19 protein-coding genes are annotated in these 19597 nt (G+C 69.9%); 14 read left to right on the forward strand and 5 right to left on the reverse strand.

Features of this window, described 5'->3' with window-relative positions; all coding sequences use genetic code 11:
* Nucleotides 1–104: 104 nt before the first annotated feature.
* The 5 genes from GSF22_RS14755 to GSF22_RS14775 all read left to right on the forward strand — a co-directional run bounded on the left by GSF22_RS14755 (nt 105) and on the right by GSF22_RS14775 (nt 5544).
* On the forward strand, nt 105–1283 hold the full coding sequence (locus GSF22_RS14755) for an acyl-CoA dehydrogenase family protein (protein WP_439957780.1): 1179 nt from the start codon (nt 105–107) through the stop codon (nt 1281–1283).
* A gap of 191 nt (nt 1284–1474) precedes the next feature.
* Nucleotides 1475–2167 (forward strand): TetR/AcrR family transcriptional regulator C-terminal domain-containing protein, encoded by a 693-nt coding sequence (locus GSF22_RS14760; protein WP_208814143.1) that lies wholly within the window; start codon nt 1475–1477, stop codon nt 2165–2167.
* Between the two features lie 195 nt (nt 2168–2362).
* On the forward strand, nt 2363–3352 hold the full coding sequence (locus tag GSF22_RS14765; protein WP_208814144.1) for an NAD(P)-dependent alcohol dehydrogenase: 990 nt from the start codon (nt 2363–2365) through the stop codon (nt 3350–3352).
* Nucleotides 3353–3514: 162 nt separating this feature from the next.
* Nucleotides 3515–3958, forward strand: coding sequence for a hypothetical protein (locus GSF22_RS14770; RefSeq protein ID WP_208814145.1), 444 nt, complete (start codon nt 3515–3517; stop codon nt 3956–3958).
* Between the two features lie 263 nt (nt 3959–4221).
* A complete protein-coding gene (locus GSF22_RS14775) occupies nt 4222–5544 on the forward strand; it encodes an ATP-grasp domain-containing protein (protein ID WP_244367416.1) in 1323 nt (440 codons plus the stop codon).
* A gap of 66 nt (nt 5545–5610) precedes the next feature.
* Here GSF22_RS14775 and GSF22_RS14780 read toward each other — a convergent pair whose 3' ends face one another.
* The 4 genes from GSF22_RS14780 to GSF22_RS14795 all read right to left on the reverse strand — a co-directional run bounded on the left by GSF22_RS14780 (nt 5611) and on the right by GSF22_RS14795 (nt 8388).
* On the reverse strand, nt 5611–6237 hold the full coding sequence (locus GSF22_RS14780) for a VOC family protein (RefSeq protein WP_208814147.1): 627 nt from the start codon (nt 6235–6237) through the stop codon (nt 5611–5613).
* Between the two features lie 77 nt (nt 6238–6314).
* On the reverse strand, nt 6315–6812 hold the full coding sequence (locus GSF22_RS14785; RefSeq protein ID WP_208814148.1) for a DinB family protein: 498 nt from the start codon (nt 6810–6812) through the stop codon (nt 6315–6317).
* A gap of 80 nt (nt 6813–6892) precedes the next feature.
* Nucleotides 6893–7513 carry a YdeI/OmpD-associated family protein gene (locus tag GSF22_RS14790; protein ID WP_208814149.1) on the reverse strand — a complete coding sequence of 207 codons (621 nt, stop codon included), beginning with the start codon at nt 7511–7513 and terminating at the stop codon, nt 6893–6895.
* A 191-nt stretch (nt 7514–7704) separates the two neighbouring features.
* Nucleotides 7705–8388 carry an alpha/beta fold hydrolase gene (locus GSF22_RS14795; protein WP_208814150.1) on the reverse strand — a complete coding sequence of 228 codons (684 nt, stop codon included), beginning with the start codon at nt 8386–8388 and terminating at the stop codon, nt 7705–7707.
* Between the two features lie 53 nt (nt 8389–8441).
* Here GSF22_RS14795 and GSF22_RS14800 point away from each other — a divergent pair, with 53 nt between their 5' ends.
* Entirely contained in the window at nt 8442–9428 is a 987-nt protein-coding gene (locus tag GSF22_RS14800) for a helix-turn-helix transcriptional regulator (RefSeq protein ID WP_208814151.1), read from the forward strand.
* 89 nt (nt 9429–9517) lie between these two features.
* Here GSF22_RS14800 and GSF22_RS14805 read toward each other — a convergent pair whose 3' ends face one another.
* Nucleotides 9518–10774 (reverse strand): MDR family MFS transporter, encoded by a 1257-nt coding sequence (locus tag GSF22_RS14805; RefSeq protein WP_208814152.1) that lies wholly within the window; start codon nt 10772–10774, stop codon nt 9518–9520.
* Nucleotides 10775–11718: 944 nt separating this feature from the next.
* Here GSF22_RS14805 and GSF22_RS14810 point away from each other — a divergent pair.
* The 8 genes from GSF22_RS14810 (at nt 11719) to GSF22_RS14845 (ending at nt 19554) form a co-directional block, all read left to right on the forward strand.
* On the forward strand, nt 11719–12111 hold the full coding sequence (locus tag GSF22_RS14810; RefSeq protein ID WP_208814153.1) for a hypothetical protein: 393 nt from the start codon (nt 11719–11721) through the stop codon (nt 12109–12111).
* Nucleotides 12102–12581 (forward strand): GNAT family N-acetyltransferase, encoded by a 480-nt coding sequence (locus GSF22_RS14815; RefSeq protein ID WP_208814154.1) that lies wholly within the window; start codon nt 12102–12104, stop codon nt 12579–12581. The genes GSF22_RS14810 and GSF22_RS14815 overlap by 10 nt, the downstream gene beginning before the upstream one ends.
* Nucleotides 12578–14230 (forward strand): amino acid adenylation domain-containing protein, encoded by a 1653-nt coding sequence (locus GSF22_RS14820; protein WP_208814155.1) that lies wholly within the window; start codon nt 12578–12580, stop codon nt 14228–14230. The genes GSF22_RS14815 and GSF22_RS14820 overlap by 4 nt, the downstream gene beginning before the upstream one ends.
* On the forward strand, nt 14223–15206 hold the full coding sequence (locus tag GSF22_RS14825; protein ID WP_208814156.1) for an alpha/beta hydrolase fold domain-containing protein: 984 nt from the start codon (nt 14223–14225) through the stop codon (nt 15204–15206). The genes GSF22_RS14820 and GSF22_RS14825 overlap by 8 nt, the downstream gene beginning before the upstream one ends.
* A 43-nt stretch (nt 15207–15249) precedes the next feature.
* Nucleotides 15250–16893: an AMP-binding protein gene (locus tag GSF22_RS14830; protein ID WP_208814157.1), complete on the forward strand. Its 1644-nt coding sequence runs from the start codon at nt 15250–15252 to the stop codon at nt 16891–16893.
* Nucleotides 16884–17576: a rhodanese-like domain-containing protein gene (locus GSF22_RS14835; protein WP_208814158.1), complete on the forward strand. Its 693-nt coding sequence runs from the start codon at nt 16884–16886 to the stop codon at nt 17574–17576. The genes GSF22_RS14830 and GSF22_RS14835 overlap by 10 nt, the downstream gene beginning before the upstream one ends.
* Nucleotides 17577–17622: 46 nt before the next feature.
* Nucleotides 17623–18900 (forward strand): NAD(P)/FAD-dependent oxidoreductase, encoded by a 1278-nt coding sequence (locus tag GSF22_RS14840; RefSeq protein WP_208814159.1) that lies wholly within the window; start codon nt 17623–17625, stop codon nt 18898–18900.
* 99 nt (nt 18901–18999) lie between these two features.
* A complete protein-coding gene (locus tag GSF22_RS14845; RefSeq protein ID WP_208814160.1) occupies nt 19000–19554 on the forward strand; it encodes a DUF3291 domain-containing protein in 555 nt (184 codons plus the stop codon).
* The last annotated feature ends 43 nt before the right edge of the window (nt 19555–19597 follow it).

Consider the following 19597-nt stretch of genomic DNA (forward strand, 5'->3'; position numbering starts at 1 on the left):
ACCCCGCACATGGCCGCGATGACCCACGACGCGCTGGACGCGATGGCCGTCGCCGTGGCGCGCGGCGTGCTCGCACACCTGCCCGCCCCGGAAGGAACCGCACCGTGACCCTGCCCGTTCCCGCGCCCACACTCACGTACTTCGGCGTCGACACCCTCGTCGACGCCGACACCCGGGAACTCCAGGCCGCCGTACGCGGATTCGTCGACCGCCGGATCCGCCCGCACGTCGCCACCTGGTACGAACAGGGCCACCTGCCGGTCCGGGACCTGGCCCGCGAACTGGGCGAACTCGGCGTCCTCGGCATGCACCTGGACGGGTACGGCTGCGCCGGCACCTCCGCCGTCGCGTACGGCCTGGCCTGCTTCGAACTGGAGGCGGGCGACTCCGGGCTGCGCTCCCTGGTGTCGGTGCAGGGATCGCTCGCCATGTACGCCATCTGGCGGTTCGGGTCCGAGGAGCAGAAACAACGGTGGCTGCCCCGGATGGCCGCGGGCGAGGCGATCGGCTGCTTCGGGCTGACCGAACCGGACTTCGGCTCCGATCCGTCCGGCATGCGGACCCGGGCCCGCCGCGACGGCAGCGACTGGGTGCTCAACGGCACCAAGATGTGGATCACCAACGGTTCCGTCGCGGACGTCGCCGTGGTGTGGGCCCGCACCGACGAGGGCATCCGTGGCTTTCTCGTACCCGCCGGCACCCCGGGCTTCAGCGCCCCGGAGATCACCCGGAAGCTCTCCCTGCGGGCCTCGGTCACCTCGGAACTCGTCCTCGACGACGTCCGGCTGCCCGCCGACGCGATGCTGCCGGAGGCCGCCGGCCTGTCCGGGCCACTGTCCTGTCTCAACGAGGCCCGCTTCGGCATCGTCTTCGGCGCGCTCGGCGCCGCCCACGACTGCCTGGAGACCACGGTCGCCTACGCCCGCAGCCGGCAGATCTTCGACCGGCCCCTCGCCGCGTACCAGGCCACCCAGCTCAAGCTGGCCGACCTGGGGCTGGAACTGGGCAAGGGGATGCTGCTGGCGTTGCAGATCGGCGCGCTCAAGGACGCCGGCACCCTCGACCACCGGCAGATCAGCCTGGGCAAGCTCAACAGCGTACGGGAGGCCATCGCCATCGCCCGCGAGTGCCGGACCATCCTCGGCGCGGCCGGGATCACCCTCGACTACCCGGTGCTGCGGCACGCCGCCAACCTCGAGTCGGTGCTCACCTACGAGGGCACCTCCGAGGTGCACCAGCTGATCATCGGTCAGGTGCTGACCGGGCACGCCGCCTTCCGCTGACCAGGACGGCGGGGGAGACGCACCGCCCACCGCCTTCCGTGCCCGCGAGAGGATCGACCACGATGGTGACCGGGCCTGACGGAGAACGGTGTACGGCGTACGCCACCGGTGACGTACAGTCTGGTGGCACCGGGCGCCCGGCAGGAGGGACGAGTCACTTCGGGCCTGCCGGCACGAGAGGAGTGGTGGAGATGGCCACGCAGGCCGACGCCGCCGCGCGGTCCCGCACACCCCTGAGCCGGCAGCGGGTGCTGGACACCGCTGTCGCCCTGGCCGACGAAGGCGGCGTCGACGCGCTCAGCATGCGCCGAATCGCGCAGGCGCTCGGCGTCGTGCCCATGGCGTTGTACAAGCACGTGGCCAACAAGGACGAGCTGCTGGACGGCATGATCGATGTCGTGGTCGGCGAGGTCGACCCGCCGGCAGGCGGGACCGACTGGAAGACCGCCGTCCGCCAGCGGATCCTGTCGGCCCGCCGCATGTTGCTGCGCCACCCGTGGGCGGCCGGGGTCATCGAGTCGCGGACCAAGGCGCGGACCACTCCCACTCCGGCCGTGCTGGCGTACCTGGATTCGATGATCGGGGTCTTCCGGGCCGGTGGCTTCTCGATCGACCTGGTCCATCACGCGCTGCACGTCATGGGCAGTCGTCTGCTGGGCTTCTCGCAGGAGCTGTTCGAGGACCGGCCCGGCGGCGAGCCGGATCCGGACGCGCCGGCACCCGAGGAGATGGCCGCGCGCTACCCCCACATCACCGAACTGGCCATGGCGGTCGCCCATGACCGGGACTCCGTCGTCGGCTCGGGTTGCGACGACCAGTTCGAGTTCGAGTTCGCGCTGGACCTGACGTTGGACGGCCTCGACCGACTCCGGGCCCGGAGCTGACCCGCCGGTAAGGGTCACGGCGACATCTGACTGATCTCCCACCTCCGCACGTCCACCTCACCCATTGACAGGTGTACGGCGTACACCTACCGTGCTCAGTGAAGGTGTACGCCGTACACCTCTGTCCCGCCGCACACCGGCCAGGGCCGTACCCGGCGTGGAAGACGTCAGCTCCCGAGGCGATGGAGGAGAACCATGAAGGCGATCGTTCAGGACTGCTTCGGCCCGCCGGACGTCCTGCGCCTGACCCACACCGACCGTCCCGAGGTCGGCGCCAACCAGGTGCTGGTGCGGGTGCGCGCCGCCGCACTCAACCCGTACGACTGGCACATGATGCGCGGCGATCCGTTCGTCGCGCGACTGACCCCCGGCGTCGGACTCACCCGGCCGAAGTCCCGGGTGGCCGGAATCGACGCGGCCGGACACGTCGCCGCGGTCGGCGCCGACGTGCACGGACTCCAGCCCGGCGACGAGGTGCTCGGCTTCTGCCCGGGCTCCTTCGCCGAGTACGCCTGCACCACCGCCGACCTGCTGGTACCCAAGCCCGCCAGCCTGACCTTCACGCAGGCCGCAGCCGTACCGATGGCGGCGGTGACCGCCCTGCGCGGCATCCGGACCGTGGGCCGGACCCGGGCGGGACAGCGGGTGCTGGTCAACGGCGCCGGCGGTGGCGTGGGCACGTTCGCCGTGCAGACCGCCGCAGCCCTCGGCGCGGAGGTCACCGGGGTGTGCAGCACCCGCAACGTCGAGCTGGTGCACTCGCTGGGCGCCGCGCACGTCGTCGACTACACCCGGGAGGACTTCACCGACGGCCGCGTGCACTACGACGTGATCCTGGACAACGTGGGCAACCACCCGCTGAGCCGGCTACGCCGGGCGCTCACCCCGACGGGGACCCTCGTGGCCAACGGCGGCGGCGCACCCGGCCAGGTGTTCGGGCCCATCGGCGCCATGCTGCGACTCACCGCCGTCAACGCGTTCGCCCGGCAGCACCTCCGGGTCATCCTCCCGGCGGCCCCGGCCGGGCCGACCCGCGAGGACCTCCTCGCCGTCACCGCCCTCATCGAGGCCGGCACACTCACCCCGGTCGTCGACCGGACCTACCCCCTGGCCGACGCGGCCGACGCCATGCGCCACGTGGAGCAGGGACACGCCCGGGGCAAGGCCGTCCTCACCGTGTCCTGACCACGCCGACCGGTCACCGCCCGAGCGGCAGACGTACGGCTGCGCCGGATCCGCCTACTGCGACAACGGCGGTGGACCCGCAGCAGGTCGCGGACGTCTTCCCGGGACGCTGGACCGGCCGTAGCATCATCGGACTCCACACGTGACGACCGGAGGCCGGATGTGCCGCGCTGGAGCGGATTCTTCGCCAATCTGACGGGCGCGTTGCGCGACCTGCTGATCCAGATGTTCGCGACGTTCCTGACCGCAGCCGGGGCAGCGGCGATCCTGCGCGACCCGGCCGACGGGCTCCTGCCGTCGCTGCTGCTCCTGGCCGGCGGGCTGGCCCTGACGGCGGTGCCGGTCACCCTGGCCGTGCGCGGTACCTACGTCATGGGGGTGCGCGGCTTCGGCTCAATCGACCTGGAGGTGAGCACGGTGTCGGTGCCGTACTTCGTCCTCGACCTCGGCTGGGTCGTCTTCGGTGCGAGTTGGCTGCACGCCTCGCTCACCGACCCTTCCGCGCCACCGGACCCGTACGTCGACCTCGGCGGACCGGCGACGATCCTGACGATCGAGGCGGTCCTGCTCGGCCTGCGGATACGGAGCCGGCTCCGCGACCGGTGAACGGACCCGACGTCGGCAGGGGACGAGACGTCCGGAATCGCGGGTGTGGTGGCTCCGGAGGCCCTGCCGCACCCACGCTCCTTGATCCATGGCAGTCACTGTCGTAGCCTGATGCGCGCTAGACTTTGCGTATCCAGGCGAGGACAGCCCGTTGACCAGCCGAGGTGCGGTCAGCGCCGCGAACGACGCACTGCCACACCATGCCGCATAGGCTCCAGTGCCGTCGCGGCCGCATCAGACGACACCCGACTGGAGGAGTCCTGTTGAACCGTCAGAGCGACCGCCCACCCGCCGTGATCGTCATGAGCGACCTGGCGGCCCTGGCCCGCCAGCACCGCCTGATCACCGACATCGCCGAACGCGGGTTGGTGCCACTGGTCATCGTCGGACCCTCGACCGACCTGGCGAGACTGACCGGACACATCGAGGACGGCGCACATCCGCTGTCCCGGATCGAAGCGGTCCGCCAGCTCCCCGACGCCGCGATCGACACCGTGCTGGCCGGGGTGCAGGACTGGATCACGAACTTCGACGTGCGTGGTGTGATCTGCAGCGGCGAGGTCTTCGTCGATGCGTGCGCGGTCCTTGCCGAGGCGCTGGCCCTGCCGAGCCCCGGGACCTGGGCGGCGCGGGTGTGCCGTGACAAGGTCATGCAGCGCGTCGTCCTGCGTGCCCACGGACCGTCGTGGCGGGCCTTCGCTCCCCACGAGCGCGACGCCGTGACGTCCGACGTGTACCCGTGCGTCGTCAAACCGGCGGGGCGGATGTTCAGCTCGGGTGTCGTCCGGGTCTCGAACGACGCGGAACTGCGCGCCGCGCTGACCGAGTACGGGCCGGACGAGGCGATTCTGGTGGAGGAACTCGTCACCGGGCCGGAGTTCTCGGTCGAGGCACTGGTCCACCGTGGCGAGCTGCTGTGGAGCGGCGTCACCGCCAAGATCACCAACGAGGACAGCAGCCCGTTCTTCACCGAGATCGGCCACACCAGTCCCGCCAAGCTGCCACTCGCCCAGGCGGACGCCCTCATCGCGGCGAACGCGGCGGTGCTGAAGGCGCTGAGATTCGACAGCGGCATCACCCACGCGGAGTTCCGGCTCCGCGACGGGCAGCCGGTGCTCATGGAGGTGGCCGCCCGCCTCCCCGGCGATGCGATCATGGTGCTGTGGCATCTCGCCACCGGCCGCCCCCTCGAACCGGCCATGGTCGACCTCGCCCTCGGCGTGCGACCGGAGTACCCGGCACCGACGCGGCGAGCCGTGCAACGCTTCGTGGAACACCGTCCGGGCCGGCTGACGGACGTTCGGTATGCCGGCCAGACGGTCTCCTGGATCGCTGAGGACGGGTACTGGCCGACCGTGACGCCCTCCGAGGCGGAGGAACCCGCCCGGTGCGTGTCGGTCATGGTCGGACTCCGCCGGGGCGCCATCCTCGGGGCATTGAACGAGTCGAACGGACGCTCGGCGTCGGTGGTCGTCGACCTGCCGTGGGACGCGGACCCGGACCACGACGTACGCGCCTACGTGGATCAGGTCGAGCTGGTGATCGACGCGGAAACCGACCTTCCCGCACCGGTCGACACCCGTTAGACAGCAGCCGGTTCAGACGGACCCGAGCACCCGGCAACCCGCGCCGTAGCGGGCGGATTCCGCCCGCTACCGTCCACGCCAGGTGGCGATGCACACCTCGTTACCCTCGGCGTCGGCCAGGACCCACCACATCGGCGCGTGCGCATCGGAGACCAGCCGGCCGCCTGCGGCCAGGGCGGCGGCTATGCGGGCCTGCGCCTGATCATGCGGGACGGCGACATCGAGATGCATCCGGTTACGGTGCGGACGCACGGTGTCCATCTGCTGCAACCCGAACCCCGGCCCCCGGCGCGACGGGTCGGACAGGTAGTCCTCGCCGATCTGGCGGTAACCCAGCACCGCACGCCAGAACGGCAGCACCTCCGGTCCCACGAGTGCGTCGAGGGTGACGTTGACGAGCTGCACAGCAGCCGGGTCGGCCGAGATGCCCAGATCCCTGGCGGCGGCAGAAATCCGTCGGGCCAGCGCTATGTCGCGCAGCCCGAGAGACACGGTGACGCCAGCCTCGCGTAGGTCGATGGTGAGATACCGCTGCTCGGTCTCGTCGGCCAGCCGGCCGATTGCATCGACGAGCGCAAGGCCGCTGGCGAGTGAACCGGTCGTGAAGCAGGCCGAGACCAGATGGTAGACGCAGCGCCAGTCCTCGACACCGTCGGCCTCGTGGAACTGTGCTGCCGTGATCTGGCCAGTCATACCAGCGAACATAGACCGGGCACCACCATCGCGGCCACCGGCGACGCCTGCAGGTGGCACGAGTCGACGTCCGTGCGCTACCCGCTGACGAGCTGTTCCCGAAGGATGTCCGCGTGCCCACAGTGCTGGGCGAGCTCACGCAGCACGTGCAGATACACCCACCGCAGCGGCACCGGACCCCGTCGGTGCCCGTGCAGGACATCCTCCAGACCCAGGGACGCCGTCGCACGACGCGATGCCTCGCAGGCCACGCGGTGTGCGTGCTGGACGGTGGCGATCGTGTCGCCGTCGTCGAGGACGAACGACTCGTCCGCCGTGGCGGGGATACCGATCTCAGCGCGCGACCGGCACGTGACGGCTTCGTCGAACCAGACCCTCTCGACGAAGGTCGCGTGCTTCACAAGACCCAGCAGCGTGGTCCGGGAAGTCACCAACGACCGGCGTACCTGTTCCTCGGTCAGCCCGTCCAGGCAACCATTGAGGGCGTTGCGGTGCTCGTCGAGGAAGGCCTCGAACTGGGCCTGGGCCGGCTGTGCGACGACCTGGTCGGAGAAGGTGGGCGGGTAGGAAGGCATGCGCGAAGCATCCCAGACCGGTGCCGGGCGCGACGATCACCGGCACGGTGCGGCAACCGGTGGGTGGCATGCCCATCTGCTCATGAAGCGGTCGACGACGGAGACGTCGCCGGCTTGGCCTTCTGCGGATGGATCGTCTCGTGGCGGGCCAGCATGGCGACGAACTCGCTGATCTTCCGCTCACGGGTCTGCGCCCGTTTGACGGCGTTGAGGCGGTGGATGAGAGCGAACCGGTTGGTCTTGGTGAGTACGTCGAACATGGCCTGGGCGGCGGGGTCGGCGGCGATCGCGGCGAGGAGGTCGGCCGGCACCTCGGCCTCCGACGGCGGGGCGTACGCCGCCGCCCACCGCCCGTCCGCCTTCGCGGCCTCCACTGCGGCGCGGCCCGCAGGCAGCATCCGCCCCTGCGCCTCCAACCGGGCCACGTGGCCGACGTTGCGTTGGGACCAGGAGCTACGGGGCGTGCGAGGGGTGAATCGGATCGAGGAGGTCTCCTGGTCCCGTTTCCGGGCCTGCCCGTCGATCCAGCCGAAACACAGGGCCTCGTCGACCGCCTGCTGCCAGGTCAGCGTCGTGACCGTGCCGCCCTTCCTGGTCAGGGCGAGCCAGACGCCGGGCGACGTGGCGTGGTTGTCCGACAACCACGCGCGCAGCGCGTCCGCGTCCGCGACGATCAACTCATCCAGCTCGGCGCGCACCATGACGGCAGACTAGCCGAGCGTCAGTTGCCCGGAGCGAGCTGTGGCTGCCCGTCGAATCGACGTGACCGACCCTGCCCGGAACCAGACAGCGTCACGGTGCCGGCCCGTTCCGTTACCGGGCCGGCACCGGGTCTCCCGCGATCGGGCCGGGAACAGGCCACGACGGCCACGCGTACGGTCTGCGGGTCCGGCTAGACCGAGGCGAGGATCCGCGCCAGTTCGGCAGGCCGCGTCATCATCGGCCAGTGCCCGGAGTCGATGTCGGCAAACTCGACGTGCGTGGCCCGGGTCAGCTCCGGTACCTCTCCTGCGGCGATCCACTCCTGCGCCTCGGCAGGCGTGTACTCCGGGCACACCATGACGACCGGAACGTCGAACCGGCGCTCGTCGGTCAGCCGTACGACGCCCCTGGCCACCCCTTCGGGCACCGGGATCGCCGCCGCCGCGAAAACCTGCCGGGCCTGCTCGTCCAGATCGGCCGCGTCCGCCCCGTCGAACGGCCGCCAGCCGGGGAACGGCATGACCCCGTCGTTGATCTCGAAGAAGTCGGCGTACGGTTGCCCGTCGCCAGAGGGGATCCCACCGATCAGTACGACCGTGGCCACGCGCTCGGGCCGCGCGTCGGCCGCCATCCAGGCCAGGGTGCAGGCTGCGGAGTGCCCGACCAGCACCGACCTGCCGGGATCCGCGTCCACGGCGGCAAGGACCGCGGTCAGCTGGTCGGCCAGCGTCGCCGAGTTGTTCCCGTCGCCCTGCCCCGGCAGGGTCACCGGTACCGCCCGGCGGCCCCGCTCGCCCAGTTCGTTCACGACGTCGGCCCACACCGACCCGTCGAGCCACAGGCCACCCAGGAGCACGATCTGTTCAGCAGTCATGGGAGCAACGTAGCGGCGGTTCCGGACGTTCTACTTCCGGTACTCTCTCCGCTGTGCGAAACGGTCCGAGCCCCACCGCCCGGGCCCTCCGCACCCTGGAGATCCTCCAGGCCCGTCCCGGTGCGACCGCCGACCAGCTCGCCTCCCTCCTGGGCGTGACGGAGCGGGCCGCCCGCCGATACGTCGAGATCCTCCGCGAAGCCGGCATCCCGGTCGAATCGGTCCGAGGGCCGTACGGCGGCTACCGGCTGGGCCACGGCACCCGGCTACCGCCGGTCGTCTTCACCCAGGAGCAGGCGCTCGGCCTGGTCATGGCCGTGCTCGACGGGCAGCCGGCCGCGATCGACGCCGACGACCTGATCGGCTCGGCGCTGGCCAAGGTCATCCGGGCTCTCCCCGACAGCGTCGGACGACAGGCGGCGGCGCTGCGGGCGTACGCCTCGGCCACCCCTGACCGCCATGCGGCCCGCGCTGACCCCGCCACCACGAGCGCGCTGGTCGCCGCCGTCGCCGATCGGCGACGGGTCGTGGTCACCTATCGAGGCGAGAGCGGCGAGGAGTGGGACGCCGAGGTCGACCCGTGGGCGGTCGTGGTGCGCTACGGGCGCTGGTACCTGCTGTGCCACTCGCACCGGTCGGACGCGGTCCGCACGTACCGGATCGACCGGGTCCGGGCCGTGCGGCAGCTGTCGCACGGCTTCGCACCGCCCGAGGACCTGGATCCGGTTGCCGCACTGGAGGAGAACCTCGGCGCAGGCTGGAAGTACCCGACCCGCGTGGTGTTCCACGCCCCGCAGCAGGAGGTGGCACCGTGGATCCGGCCGTCGATGGGCCGCCTCGAACCGGACGGCGACGACCGGTGCGTCCTGGTCGGCAGCACCCGGAACCCGGCGATGTACGCCCAGGAGTGGCTGGCCGCTGTCCCCTTCGACTTCTCGGTCGAGGAAGGCCCGGAGCTGCGTGCCGCCGTGGCCACGGTCGCGGCCCGGTTCCGCGCCGCACTCTCGCCTTCGTCGCCTGAGGCCAGGCCCGGCGGCTAGCACCGACCACAGACGAGCGGTGCTGTCGTACCCGGACGGCACGATGCTGGTCCGGTGACCGTGCCGGCCCATACCGTCCCCGCGTGACCCTATGTGGTGGCCGACTCGGGCTCCGGCCGGACCGGCACGACGATCTCGGCGCGTCGACCGAGCCGGGCGCCGATGCGTAGCTGCGCCGCTGCCGCTGCCAGGCCGACGACCAGGCAGCCGCACCAGAGCGGCGCCGCGCCCCAGGTGTAGATCGTCCATCCGCCGATCAGCGGCCCCAGCACCGACGACCCCGTCCAGGCGACCTGGTAGACACCCTGGTAGCGGCCGCGAAGGTGGGCGGGGGAGATGCGTGACACGAGGGCGATGCTGGTCGGCGTGTTGCCGATCTCGCCCAGGGTCCACACCACGATCGAGAGCGCGTAGATCCAGGCGGAGCTGCCGAACAGCAGCAGGGAGTAGCCGACCCCGATGACCGCCGACGAACCGGCGAGGACCCACGCGTCCCCGAAGCGCTGGAGGTAGCGGGTGAGCGGGAGTTGGACGACGACGATGACGATCCCGTTGAGCGCGGCCAGTCGTCCGAACTCGCCGGGCGAGAACCCGTCGTTGTCCATCGCGATCGGCAGGCCGCTCTCGGACTGCGCGAGGATCGTGAGTACCAGGAACTGTGCGGCGACGAGCGCCAGGAAGGTCCGGTCGCGCAGCACGGCGCCGATTCCGCGGCCTTCCGTGGCGTCGGTCGGTTCGGTGGACGGGCGTGGCCGGGCGACCCGGGTCGCGATGAGCAGGGCGCTGATCATGGTGGTGGCGCCGTCGAGCCAGAACAGGGCGGTGTAGCCGGTGATGGAGACGAGGCCGACCGAGAGCATCGCCACGGAGTAGCCGATGTTGATCGCCCAGAAGTTGAGCGAGTAGGCCCTGTTCCGGTCGGCCGGGGGGATCACCTCGGCGATGAGCGCGTTGAAGGCGGGCCGCGTCGCGTTGCTGACCACGCCGACGACGAAGGCGCCGAGCAGCAGGGCCCACGACGAGCGGGCGTAGGGGAGGGCGACGAGGCTCACTGCGGTGGCGGCCAGCGCACCGACCAGCGTCGGCTTGTGGCCGAGCCGGTCGGACAGGACGCCGCCGAGTGGCCCCGACGCGAGCGCCCCGACGCCGATTGCCGCTACGACGGTGCCGGCGAGGGCCGCGCTGCGGTGCAGTTCGTCGGTGACGTAGAACGCGAGCAGTGGCACCACGAAGCTGGCGGCGCGGTTGGTCAGTTGCGCGATCCAGAGCCACCAGAAGCCGCCGGGGAGTCCGCCGAAGGCCGCCGCAGCCGATGACCGCACCCCGGCCAGTGCCCTGAATCGCATGCGTGTCCTTCCGTCGTAACGCTCCTGAGCGCCGCCCACACTCCGCACCTCATGGTCCCGGCGGTGCGGATGTCGGCGTCGACATAGTCGTGAGCGGATACTACGAGACCGGTGCGCCGATGGTGGCGCGCTCGACTCCGAGGGGCCTTTCACATGGTGGGTCGGCGTGCGCAGATGTCACGGCCGGTGATCCTGGGCGTTTGCTGTGTACCGAATACCCTGATCGGATGCAACGACCAGAATCCGACAGGTCATCGTTGGTGGGACGTTGGCCGGGAGTCGATCGTCGCGCTGTGAGCGTAGGGCCTTGCTCCGGCCGGGGCAACTGTCGGATCCGATCGGTAGCGTCCGGAAAATCGTGGGTCCGTGAGAGGGTCTCCGGTTGGTCGTTCACGCCCGTCGCCACTGTTCATGGCGGTGGTGGCGCGCGCTCCGGTGGCCTACGCCTGACCGGTGCCGTCGGTGCAGGACGATGCACCGGCAATTCCGATCATCCCCTTGAGGAGTCGTCGTTCATTTCGTGATTCACGACCGCGTTGCCGCGTCGGCCGGAGGGACCGGGTGCGGGCGAACGGGTGCGCCTCTGCGGCCGGTGGATCAGGTGCCAGTTCTCCGAACGGACATTCCGCCTGACCCCAGACAGGTCGTAAGGAGTCTGCCGATACTCGCAGGTGCCCCGGAATGCATCTCATTTTTCGGGCGGTCGCCACAGTCGAAAGGGTCACTCCGACTGCTGGTTGCAATCGATCAATGTCCATGGTCTTATTGGCGCGTCAGCCCTAACAGGATCTGAGCAGTACGGGGGCGAATATGCGCATGACGGAGATGGTCGACGGCCTGAGGGCGGGGAACACTGTCACGTGAACCAGTTGACGTACTCACCGCGCCTGGTCACGGCGCACCCGCCACTTGAAGTCTGCGGTCGGGTCCTGAAGGTGTACGGGATGTTCGCTGAGCCGGAGCGAAGCGCCATCTTCCCGGATCCGCAGTGGCTGCAACAACAGGCCGCCGCGGTGCTGAGCGAAGCGCCACAACCGGGCGACCATCCTGTCGGATTCCTGATCCTGCACTACGGAATGGACGGCAACTACCTACTGGTGAGCCAGTGGTACGACGCCAACATGCTCAAGCACTGGGTGCGCGGCTCGACGGTCGACGCCGGAGGGGACACGACGTTCACCCCCCTCGCCCAGCGTGACCTGATCGCCTGCGTCTGGGAGCTCGAGGTCATCAGGTTCGAGCGGGACGCCTGGGTCAACACCGTGCTGGCGCAGGGCCGGCTCGACCAGGCCTCACGCGACGCCTACCTGGCCACGACCTTCTCGGGGTGGGTGTGAGCCGCGACCTCCAGGTGCAGCCGATCGAGCCAGGCCACCTGGACGCGCTGCTGGCGCTGTGCCGCGAACATGCGGCGTACGAGAAGGCCGACTTCCAGGAGAACGGCCAGGTCGAGCGGTGGCGTTCGATGATGTTCTCGGAGCCGACGGTGCTGCACGGCTGGATCGCGACGGACAGCGGGGAGCCCTGCGGCTTCATGACCGTCACCATCGACCACGCCACCTGGAGCGCCCGGCGGTTCGCGTACATGGACTGTCTCTACCTCCGCGAGTCGCATCGCGGGTTGGGGCTCGGCCGGATGTTCCTCGACCGCCTGCGGGAGTTCTCCGTCGCCCGGCAGTGCGGCTGGGCCGAGTGGCAGACCCCTCCGGACAACGAGCTCGGCCTCGGCTTCTACCAGCGCATGGGCGCCAGTGCCAAAGCCAAGGTCCGCTTCCACTACGACGTCGAGGAGCGCAGGACACCGTGACGGAGAGTGCCACCTCGACGGCGTCCGCGACACCGTTGCCGCCATGGTCGCTCGACCCCGCCGACCGGGCCCTCCCGCCGCCCGCACTCGGTGACCTCGTCCGGGCGGCGGCGACCAACTGGCCGGACCGCCCGGCGGTACACGACGGGCGCGACGGACTCACCTTCGCCGAGCTGGAAGCGCAGGCCCGGGCCCTCGCCGCCGGGCTGGTCGAGCAGGGCGTCCGAGCCGGGGACCGGGTCGCGATCCTGGCCGAGAAGTGCGCGATCATGCCCGTGCTGGCCATCGGCATCTGGAAGTGCGGCGCCGTCTACGTCCCGCTCGACGCCGCGCAGCCGGCCCCCCGGCTGCGCAACCTGCTCGGCCGCCTGCGACCACGGGTCGTGATCGCGCTGGACGACCGGGAGCCGGCGGTCCCCGACGTCTGCTGGGTGGGCCGTTCGCAGCTCGACCCGATCCTGTCGGGGCCGGCCCCGGACCGGCCCACCGTGGCGCAGCAGCCCGAGGACGCGGCGTACATCATCTTCACGTCGGGCTCGACGGGAGAGCCGAAGGGCGTCGAGATCAGCGTCGCCAGTCTGGTCGCGTACTTCCGGAGCCACAACGAGGTGCTCAGGTTCACCCCGGACTCCCGGGTGTTCAGCCTGTCCCCGTTCCACTTCGACGTGTCGATCGAGGACACGCTGCTGCCCCTGTCGCTGGGCGCGTTCGTCTACCAGTTCCGTGGCCTGCACGCCGGCGCCGTCATGCGCGCGATCATCATGCGGGAGCGGATCACCCACCTGATCGCGGTGTCCACCCTCCTGACCATGATCACCGAAGGCGGCCGGCACGTCACGCGGGAGAAATTCCCCTGCCTGGAGATGGTGATGACCGGCGCGGAGGTCTGCGACCCCGGCGTGATCAACCTCTGGAAGGACAACCTCCCCGACGTGCGCGTGATCAACGTCTACGGGCCGACCGAGGCGACGATCGTCTGCACCGCCTACGAGATCGCACGGGCCGACCCGGAGCGGATCAGCTCGTACCCGATCGGCCGGCCACTGCGCGGCGTGCTGGCACGGATCGTGGACGACGGGACCGAGGTCCACGAACCCGCCCGGGTCGGCGAGTTGTGGATCGGCGGCGCGCAGGTGATGCGCGGCTACTTCGACCAACCGGAGGAGACCGCCCGCCGCGTGGTCGAGCTCGACGGCGTCCGCTACTACCGCACCGGCGACATGTGCAGCTACGACCACAACGGCGACATCGTGTTCCACGGCCGTAACGACGACGAGGTGAAACTGGCCGGGCGCCGGATCCACCTGGGTGAGATCCGACAGACCGTGCTGGGCTGCCCGGGCGTCGAACGGGCCGCCGTCGCGCTGGTCCCGCACCACGGGCACGACGTGATCGCCCTCGTGGTGATGGCACCGGACGTCGCGGTGGTCACCGACGTCGAGAAGCGGCTGGTGGACCTGCTGCCCGAGTACATGCGCCCGACTCTCGTCGCCTGGTCACCCGAACTCACGGTCTCCTCGACCGGCAAGACGGACGAGAACCGGCTGATGCGCCGCCTCGCCGAGGCAGCCCAGGATTCGCCCGCCACCCACTTCGTGTTCTCCCCGGGCGGAGATGTCGGGCCCGTCGACGGGTACGGCAATGTCTGACCCGGACCTGCCGGCGATGAACGTCGAGTTCGGTCGCCTGGCCGCCGCCCGGAAGATCATGGCGGTGCCGGCGTCCACCGGCTCGCTCGAACAGGACCGGGCGAACGCCGAACGGTGGATCCGGCGCTTCGGCAGCACGGTCGACCCGGACGACGGCGCATCCGTCGTCCCGGGTGAGCACTCGCAGATCGTCCGGCCGGCACAGGAGGCCGCCGATGCCACCCACGTCCTCTACATCCACGGCGGCGGAATGGTCTACTACTCGCCGGCCATCTTCCAGCCCTTCCTGCGGTCGCTGGCGAACACCCTGCACTCCCCCGTGGAGGCGTTCGACTATCTGAAGGCGCCGGAACACACCGTCGAACAGTCGCTGGAGCAGTTGGGGCGACACGTTGCCGCACGATGCCGCTCGTTGGCGGGGCGGCAGCTCACCATCGCCGGTGACAGCGTCGGCGGGCTGTTCGCGCTCTACCTCGCCCTGCGGGTCCTGCCCGGGGTCTTCTCGCGCATCGTGCTCATCTACCCGGTCCTCGACCTGAGGACGGAACGCGCGTCCTACCGGACGTTCGGTGCGGGCCACTTCCTCGACAGCACCGCCATGCGACTGTTCACATCGATCCTGGCACCCTTCTTCGCGGAGCGCGCCTTCGACCCGTTCGCCCTGTCACCGGGCGAGCTGACCCGCATGCCGGCCTGCGCGATCGTGACGGCCGGCTGCGACGTCCTCCGGGACGAGGGAATCGCCTGGGTGCAGCACCTGGCCGAGCGGTCCGTCCCGGTACGGCATCAGCACTTCCCGGATCTCCCGCACGACTTCTGCCTGTACGCGGGCAAGCTCGCATCCGCGCGCAGCGCCGTGGACCAGATAGCCAGGACCGCGTTCCATCCCGGACAGACACCGGCCCCGGCGGCCGTCGGGCGGGTGGCCGAACCGGAATCCCCGGCCTCCGTGCCCGCCGACAGGGCCGGTACGTGAACCCCGTGCGGTACCGACGACCGGAAGGGCAGGGGTGACAGTCGTGGCCGGAGCTGAGGCGGTGGCACTGCCGCCGTGGTCGATCGATCCCGCCGACGGGGCCAACCCGCCCCCTGCGCTCGGTGACCTGTTCGTGGCCCCGGCCCGCAGGTGGCCGGACCGCAGGGCGATCAGCGACGGAGCGACCAGCTACACGTTCGCCCAGCTCGAACAGGGAGCCCAGGCGGTTGCGGCCTGGCTGACCGGCCAGGGGATCGGCGCGGGGGACCGGGTGGTGGTCCTGGCCGAGAAACGCGCGGTCATGCCCATCCTCGCCGTTGCCGTCTGGAAGTGCGGCGCCGTCTACGTCCCCCTCGACACCACCGAGCCGACGGACCGGCTGCGCGGACTGCTCACGCGACTGCGACCGGCGGTCGTGATCGCGGTGGACGACCGCGAGCCGGTGGCACCCGGCGACCGCTGGTTGGGCCCGGACCAACTGGCCGGGATCCTGTCCGGGCCGGTGACGCAGCACGTTACCGTGGCCCATCGACCGGAGGACGCCGCGTACATCATCTTCGCCTCGGGGGCGACCGGTCAGCCCCAGGGAGTGGAGAACAGCGTCGCCAGCCTCCTCGCCTACTTCGGCAACCACAACCAGGTACTCCGCTTCACCCCGCAGTCCCGGGTGCTGAGCCTGTCCCCCTTCAACGTCGACGTGTCGTTCGAGGACACGTTCCTTCCCCTGTCGCTGGGCGCCTTCGTCCACCAGTTCCGCAGCCTCCCCGCCGGTGCCGTCATGCGTGCCGTGCTCGGCCGCGAGCGGATCACGCATCTGATCGCGGTCTCGATGCTCCTGGCCATGGTCACCGGAGACGGGCGCCAGATCACCCCGGCCAAGCTGCCGAGCCTGGAGCTGGTGATGACCGGCGCCCAGGTCTGCGACCCCGCCGTGCTGAACATCTGGAAGCGGCAACTACCCCGGGCCCGGGTCGTGCACGCCTTCGGGCCACCCGAGGCCACGGTCTTCTGCCTGACCCACGAGATCGCGCAGGAGGACCCGGACCGCAGCACCGCGTACCCCGTCGGGCGACCGCTGCGGGGGATGACCGCGAAGATCATGCAGGACGGGGTGGAGGTCCACCAGCCCGACCTGCCCGGGGAACTCTGGGTCGGCGGCAACCAGATCATGCGCGGCTACTTCGACCAACCCGAGGAAACCGCCCGCCTGGTCGTCCAACGGGACGGCACACGCTACTTCCGCACCGGCGACGTGTGCAGCTACGCCCAGGACGGCACCATCGTGTTCCACGGACACGGCGACGACCAGATCACCTGGTTGGCGGGGCGGCGTACCCACCTGGGGGAGATCCGCCGGGTCGCCCTGGACTGTCCCGGCGTCGACGCGGCGGTCGCGGCCGTGGTCCGGCACCGGCAGCGTGACGTGACCGCTCTCGTCGTCACATCCGGGGACCGACGGGTGGTGGCCGACGTGCAGGCGCGCCTGCACGGTCTGCTGCCCGGGTACCTGCGTCCGACCCTGGTGGCCTGGTCGCCCGCCGCCCCGGCCACCTCGACCACGGAGGTCGACGGACGTCAGTTGATCGACCGGCTCACCACAGCAGCCGAACAGGCGGAATCCAACCACTTCGCACTGCTGACCGACGGTACCGCCGAGCCTATCGACAAGGTGGAGACATGTCTGTAGAGGTGAAAGACAAGGTCGCCGACTACCTGGGGGAGGCGCTGGGCAGGCCGATCGACCTCGCCCCACTACCCGGCGACACGACACTCAACAGTTTCGGCCTGGACTCCCTGTCGACCATCGGTGTCCTGGTCACACTCCTGGAGGACTGCGGCGTCGACCTGGGCGAGCACGCGGACTCCCTGGTCACCCCGAGCACCCTCGACGATCTGTACGCCATTGCCGGCCGGTTCATGAAGGTCGAAGAACCCACCTCGAACGGAAGTGACATGTCCCGGGAACTGCGCTCCCAGTTGGACTACTACCAGGAGAAACTCGCCTACGAGATCGACGCCGCGGATCTCAAGGCGGCACTCGACGAAGGCCAGGACCTGGTCGTCGTCGACGGCCGCAGCAGTGAGGCGTACGAGCTGGAGCACATTCCCGGCGCCGTCAGCATTCCGCACCGGTCCATCTCGCAGGAATCACTGGCCGGGCTGTCCAGGACACCGTTGTACGTGGCCTACTGCGACGGCATCGGCTGCAACGCCTCCACCAAGACGGCGATCAAACTGGCGAGCTCCGGTTTCCGCGTCAAGGAACTGATCGGCGGCCTGGACTGGTGGAAGCGGGACAACTATCCCACCGAAGGACGCGCAGCCCGATGCGATGCCCCTGTCCACGCCAACTGCGGGTGTGCCGGCTAGACGACAGCGGTTGAGCCGGCCCGAGCACAGAGGTGGTAGTCGACCTGTGAACACTCCGAACTCCGACCAGTCGCTGCTGGACGTCGCCGTGGTGGGCGGCAGCATCGCCGGCTGTGTCACCGCGATCCGCTTCAGCCAGATGGGTTACCGGGTCGGCATCTTCGACAAGAAGACGATGGGCGACCAGTCCTACAAGCAACTCTGCACCCACTTCATCCAGCCGCACGCGGTGCCGGTACTGGCCCAGATCGGACTGGCCCACCTCTACGAACCCGCCTACTCGGTGCCCACCAAGGCCGTCTTCGTCACCCCCGGGGGACTGGTCGAGGGGCCGGGAAACTACCTCCCCGGGCAGCAGGACCTGTTCGCACTCAACCTGGAACGGCGCATTCTCGACCCCGCCCTGCGCGCCGCCGCGCAGCAGCAGGGCGTCCGGTACCTGGACGCCACCACCGTGGAGAGCATCGAACAGGACGACTCGGGCTGGAGCCTGCACACCCGGGGCGAGACCGGATCCCACCGCTTCCGGGCCCGTCTGGTGGTGGCCGCGGACGGGCGCCGATCCCGGCTGGCCCGGGAACTCGGCAACCCGACCGAGGAGCACCCGAACGACCGCGCATCGCTGCGCGGCTACTTCACCGGAATCAAGACCCGCGAGGACGACCGCTCGGTCTTCATCATGAACGACCGGGACCTGGCCTGCGTCTACCCGCTCCCCGGGGGCAGGACCCAGCTCGTCCTCTTCGCCGAGAAGTCACGGGTCGAGAGTTGGCGCGGCCCCGACGGGCGGCTCCCGCAGTTCCTGACGTACTTCGACGACCTGCCGGACGCCCCGTCGATGTCCGATGCGGTACCCGAGACGACCCTGCTGGGGTACACCGACTACCCGAACCAGATCCGCCAACCGGTGTGGGGCTCGATCCCGTTCGTCGGGGACGCGGCCCTGTCCCTCGATCCGATGAGTGGCGTCGGCTGTGGATTCGCGTTGGTGTCGGCCGATCTGCTGGCCCGCTCGTTCGCGGACCGTTCGCTGACCGGGGACGACCTCAGGGCGGGACTGGACGAGTACCGGGCGCGGTTCGAGGCCGTTCTCCTCCCGCACGCCGAGGGCATCTGCCGGGACGCCCTCGTCGACAAGGACGAGGCGGCCCAACGGCGGACGTTCGAAACCATCAGCGGCAACCCGGAACTGAGCCAGAAGTACCTGGCCCTCACCGGCCGCATGCTGCTGCCCGACGAATTCAAACAGGACCTCATGCGTGCGATGATGAGTGCCGCTTTCCTCAAGCGCCGCCCGCGCAGTTCACCGACGAAACCGAGCTGACGTCATGGAGCGGTGGCGCGATGACGAACAGCGGCCGACGACGGGCAGCGACCCGAAGGTCGGCACCGGCAAAGGCACAGATGGGGAGGTCGAAGACTGATGCCGCGCGTGGCGTTCACGACGTTTGCGATTCTGAAGAAACCGTACGGAACTCCGGAGACCCAGGGGTACGACGACCTGACGCCGCCGGCATTCGAAGCAGCGGAAGGAAGCCCGGGATTCATCGCCCGGGCGAAAGAAGATCCCGGCCAGAGCCACATCACCAATTTCATGCGGGACTGGGGGGAGTGGGGAAGGTTCGACGTACCACGCTTCTACACCGGTGGCCGGACGGACGAGACCGACAGTCGCGCCGGCACCCTTTCACTCTGGACCGATCTCGATTCCGTCTTCTCCTATGCCTACACCGGCGTGCACCAGAGCATTCTGCGCCAGCGGCAAGAGTGGTTCCTCGAACCCGAGTGGCCCAACTACGCGATCTGGTGGGTCGCCGACGACACCATCCCCACCTGGTCGGACGCCTGCCACCGGCTGGAACACCTGCACGACCACGGCCCGACGCCAGTCTCGTTCAACTTCCGTGAACCCTTCGCCCCCGACGGCACGCCGACCCGGGTGCGGATCAGGAAACAACGACCGGCGGCGGTCGACTGACCACCGCTCCGTACCACCGGGTCGGGCGGGCGCAGCGCTGCCC

It is taken from the genome of Micromonospora echinofusca (genome assembly GCF_017614955.1).
Taxonomy (GTDB): Bacteria; Actinomycetota; Actinomycetes; order Mycobacteriales; family Micromonosporaceae; genus Micromonospora; species Micromonospora echinofusca_A.

Coding starts and splice junctions, on each gene's coding strand:
- GSF22_RS14760 (WP_208814143.1), top strand. CDS start 1,475: ATGGCCACGCAGGCCGACGCCGCCGCGCGGTCCCGCACACCCCTGAGC.
- GSF22_RS14765 (WP_208814144.1), top strand. CDS start 2,363: ATGAAGGCGATCGTTCAGGACTGCTTCGGCCCGCCGGACGTCCTGCGC.
- GSF22_RS14780 (WP_208814147.1), bottom strand. CDS start 6,237: ATGACTGGCCAGATCACGGCAGCACAGTTCCACGAGGCCGACGGTGTC.
- GSF22_RS14785 (WP_208814148.1), bottom strand. CDS start 6,812: ATGCCTTCCTACCCGCCCACCTTCTCCGACCAGGTCGTCGCACAGCCG.
- GSF22_RS14790 (WP_208814149.1), bottom strand. CDS start 7,513: ATGGTGCGCGCCGAGCTGGATGAGTTGATCGTCGCGGACGCGGACGCG.
- GSF22_RS14795 (WP_208814150.1), bottom strand. CDS start 8,388: ATGACTGCTGAACAGATCGTGCTCCTGGGTGGCCTGTGGCTCGACGGG.
- GSF22_RS14805 (WP_208814152.1), bottom strand. CDS start 10,774: ATGCGATTCAGGGCACTGGCCGGGGTGCGGTCATCGGCTGCGGCGGCC.
- GSF22_RS14810 (WP_208814153.1), top strand. CDS start 11,719: ATGTTCGCTGAGCCGGAGCGAAGCGCCATCTTCCCGGATCCGCAGTGG.
- GSF22_RS14825 (WP_208814156.1), top strand. CDS start 14,223: ATGTCTGACCCGGACCTGCCGGCGATGAACGTCGAGTTCGGTCGCCTG.
- GSF22_RS14835 (WP_208814158.1), top strand. CDS start 16,884: ATGTCTGTAGAGGTGAAAGACAAGGTCGCCGACTACCTGGGGGAGGCG.
- GSF22_RS14845 (WP_208814160.1), top strand. CDS start 19,000: ATGCCGCGCGTGGCGTTCACGACGTTTGCGATTCTGAAGAAACCGTAC.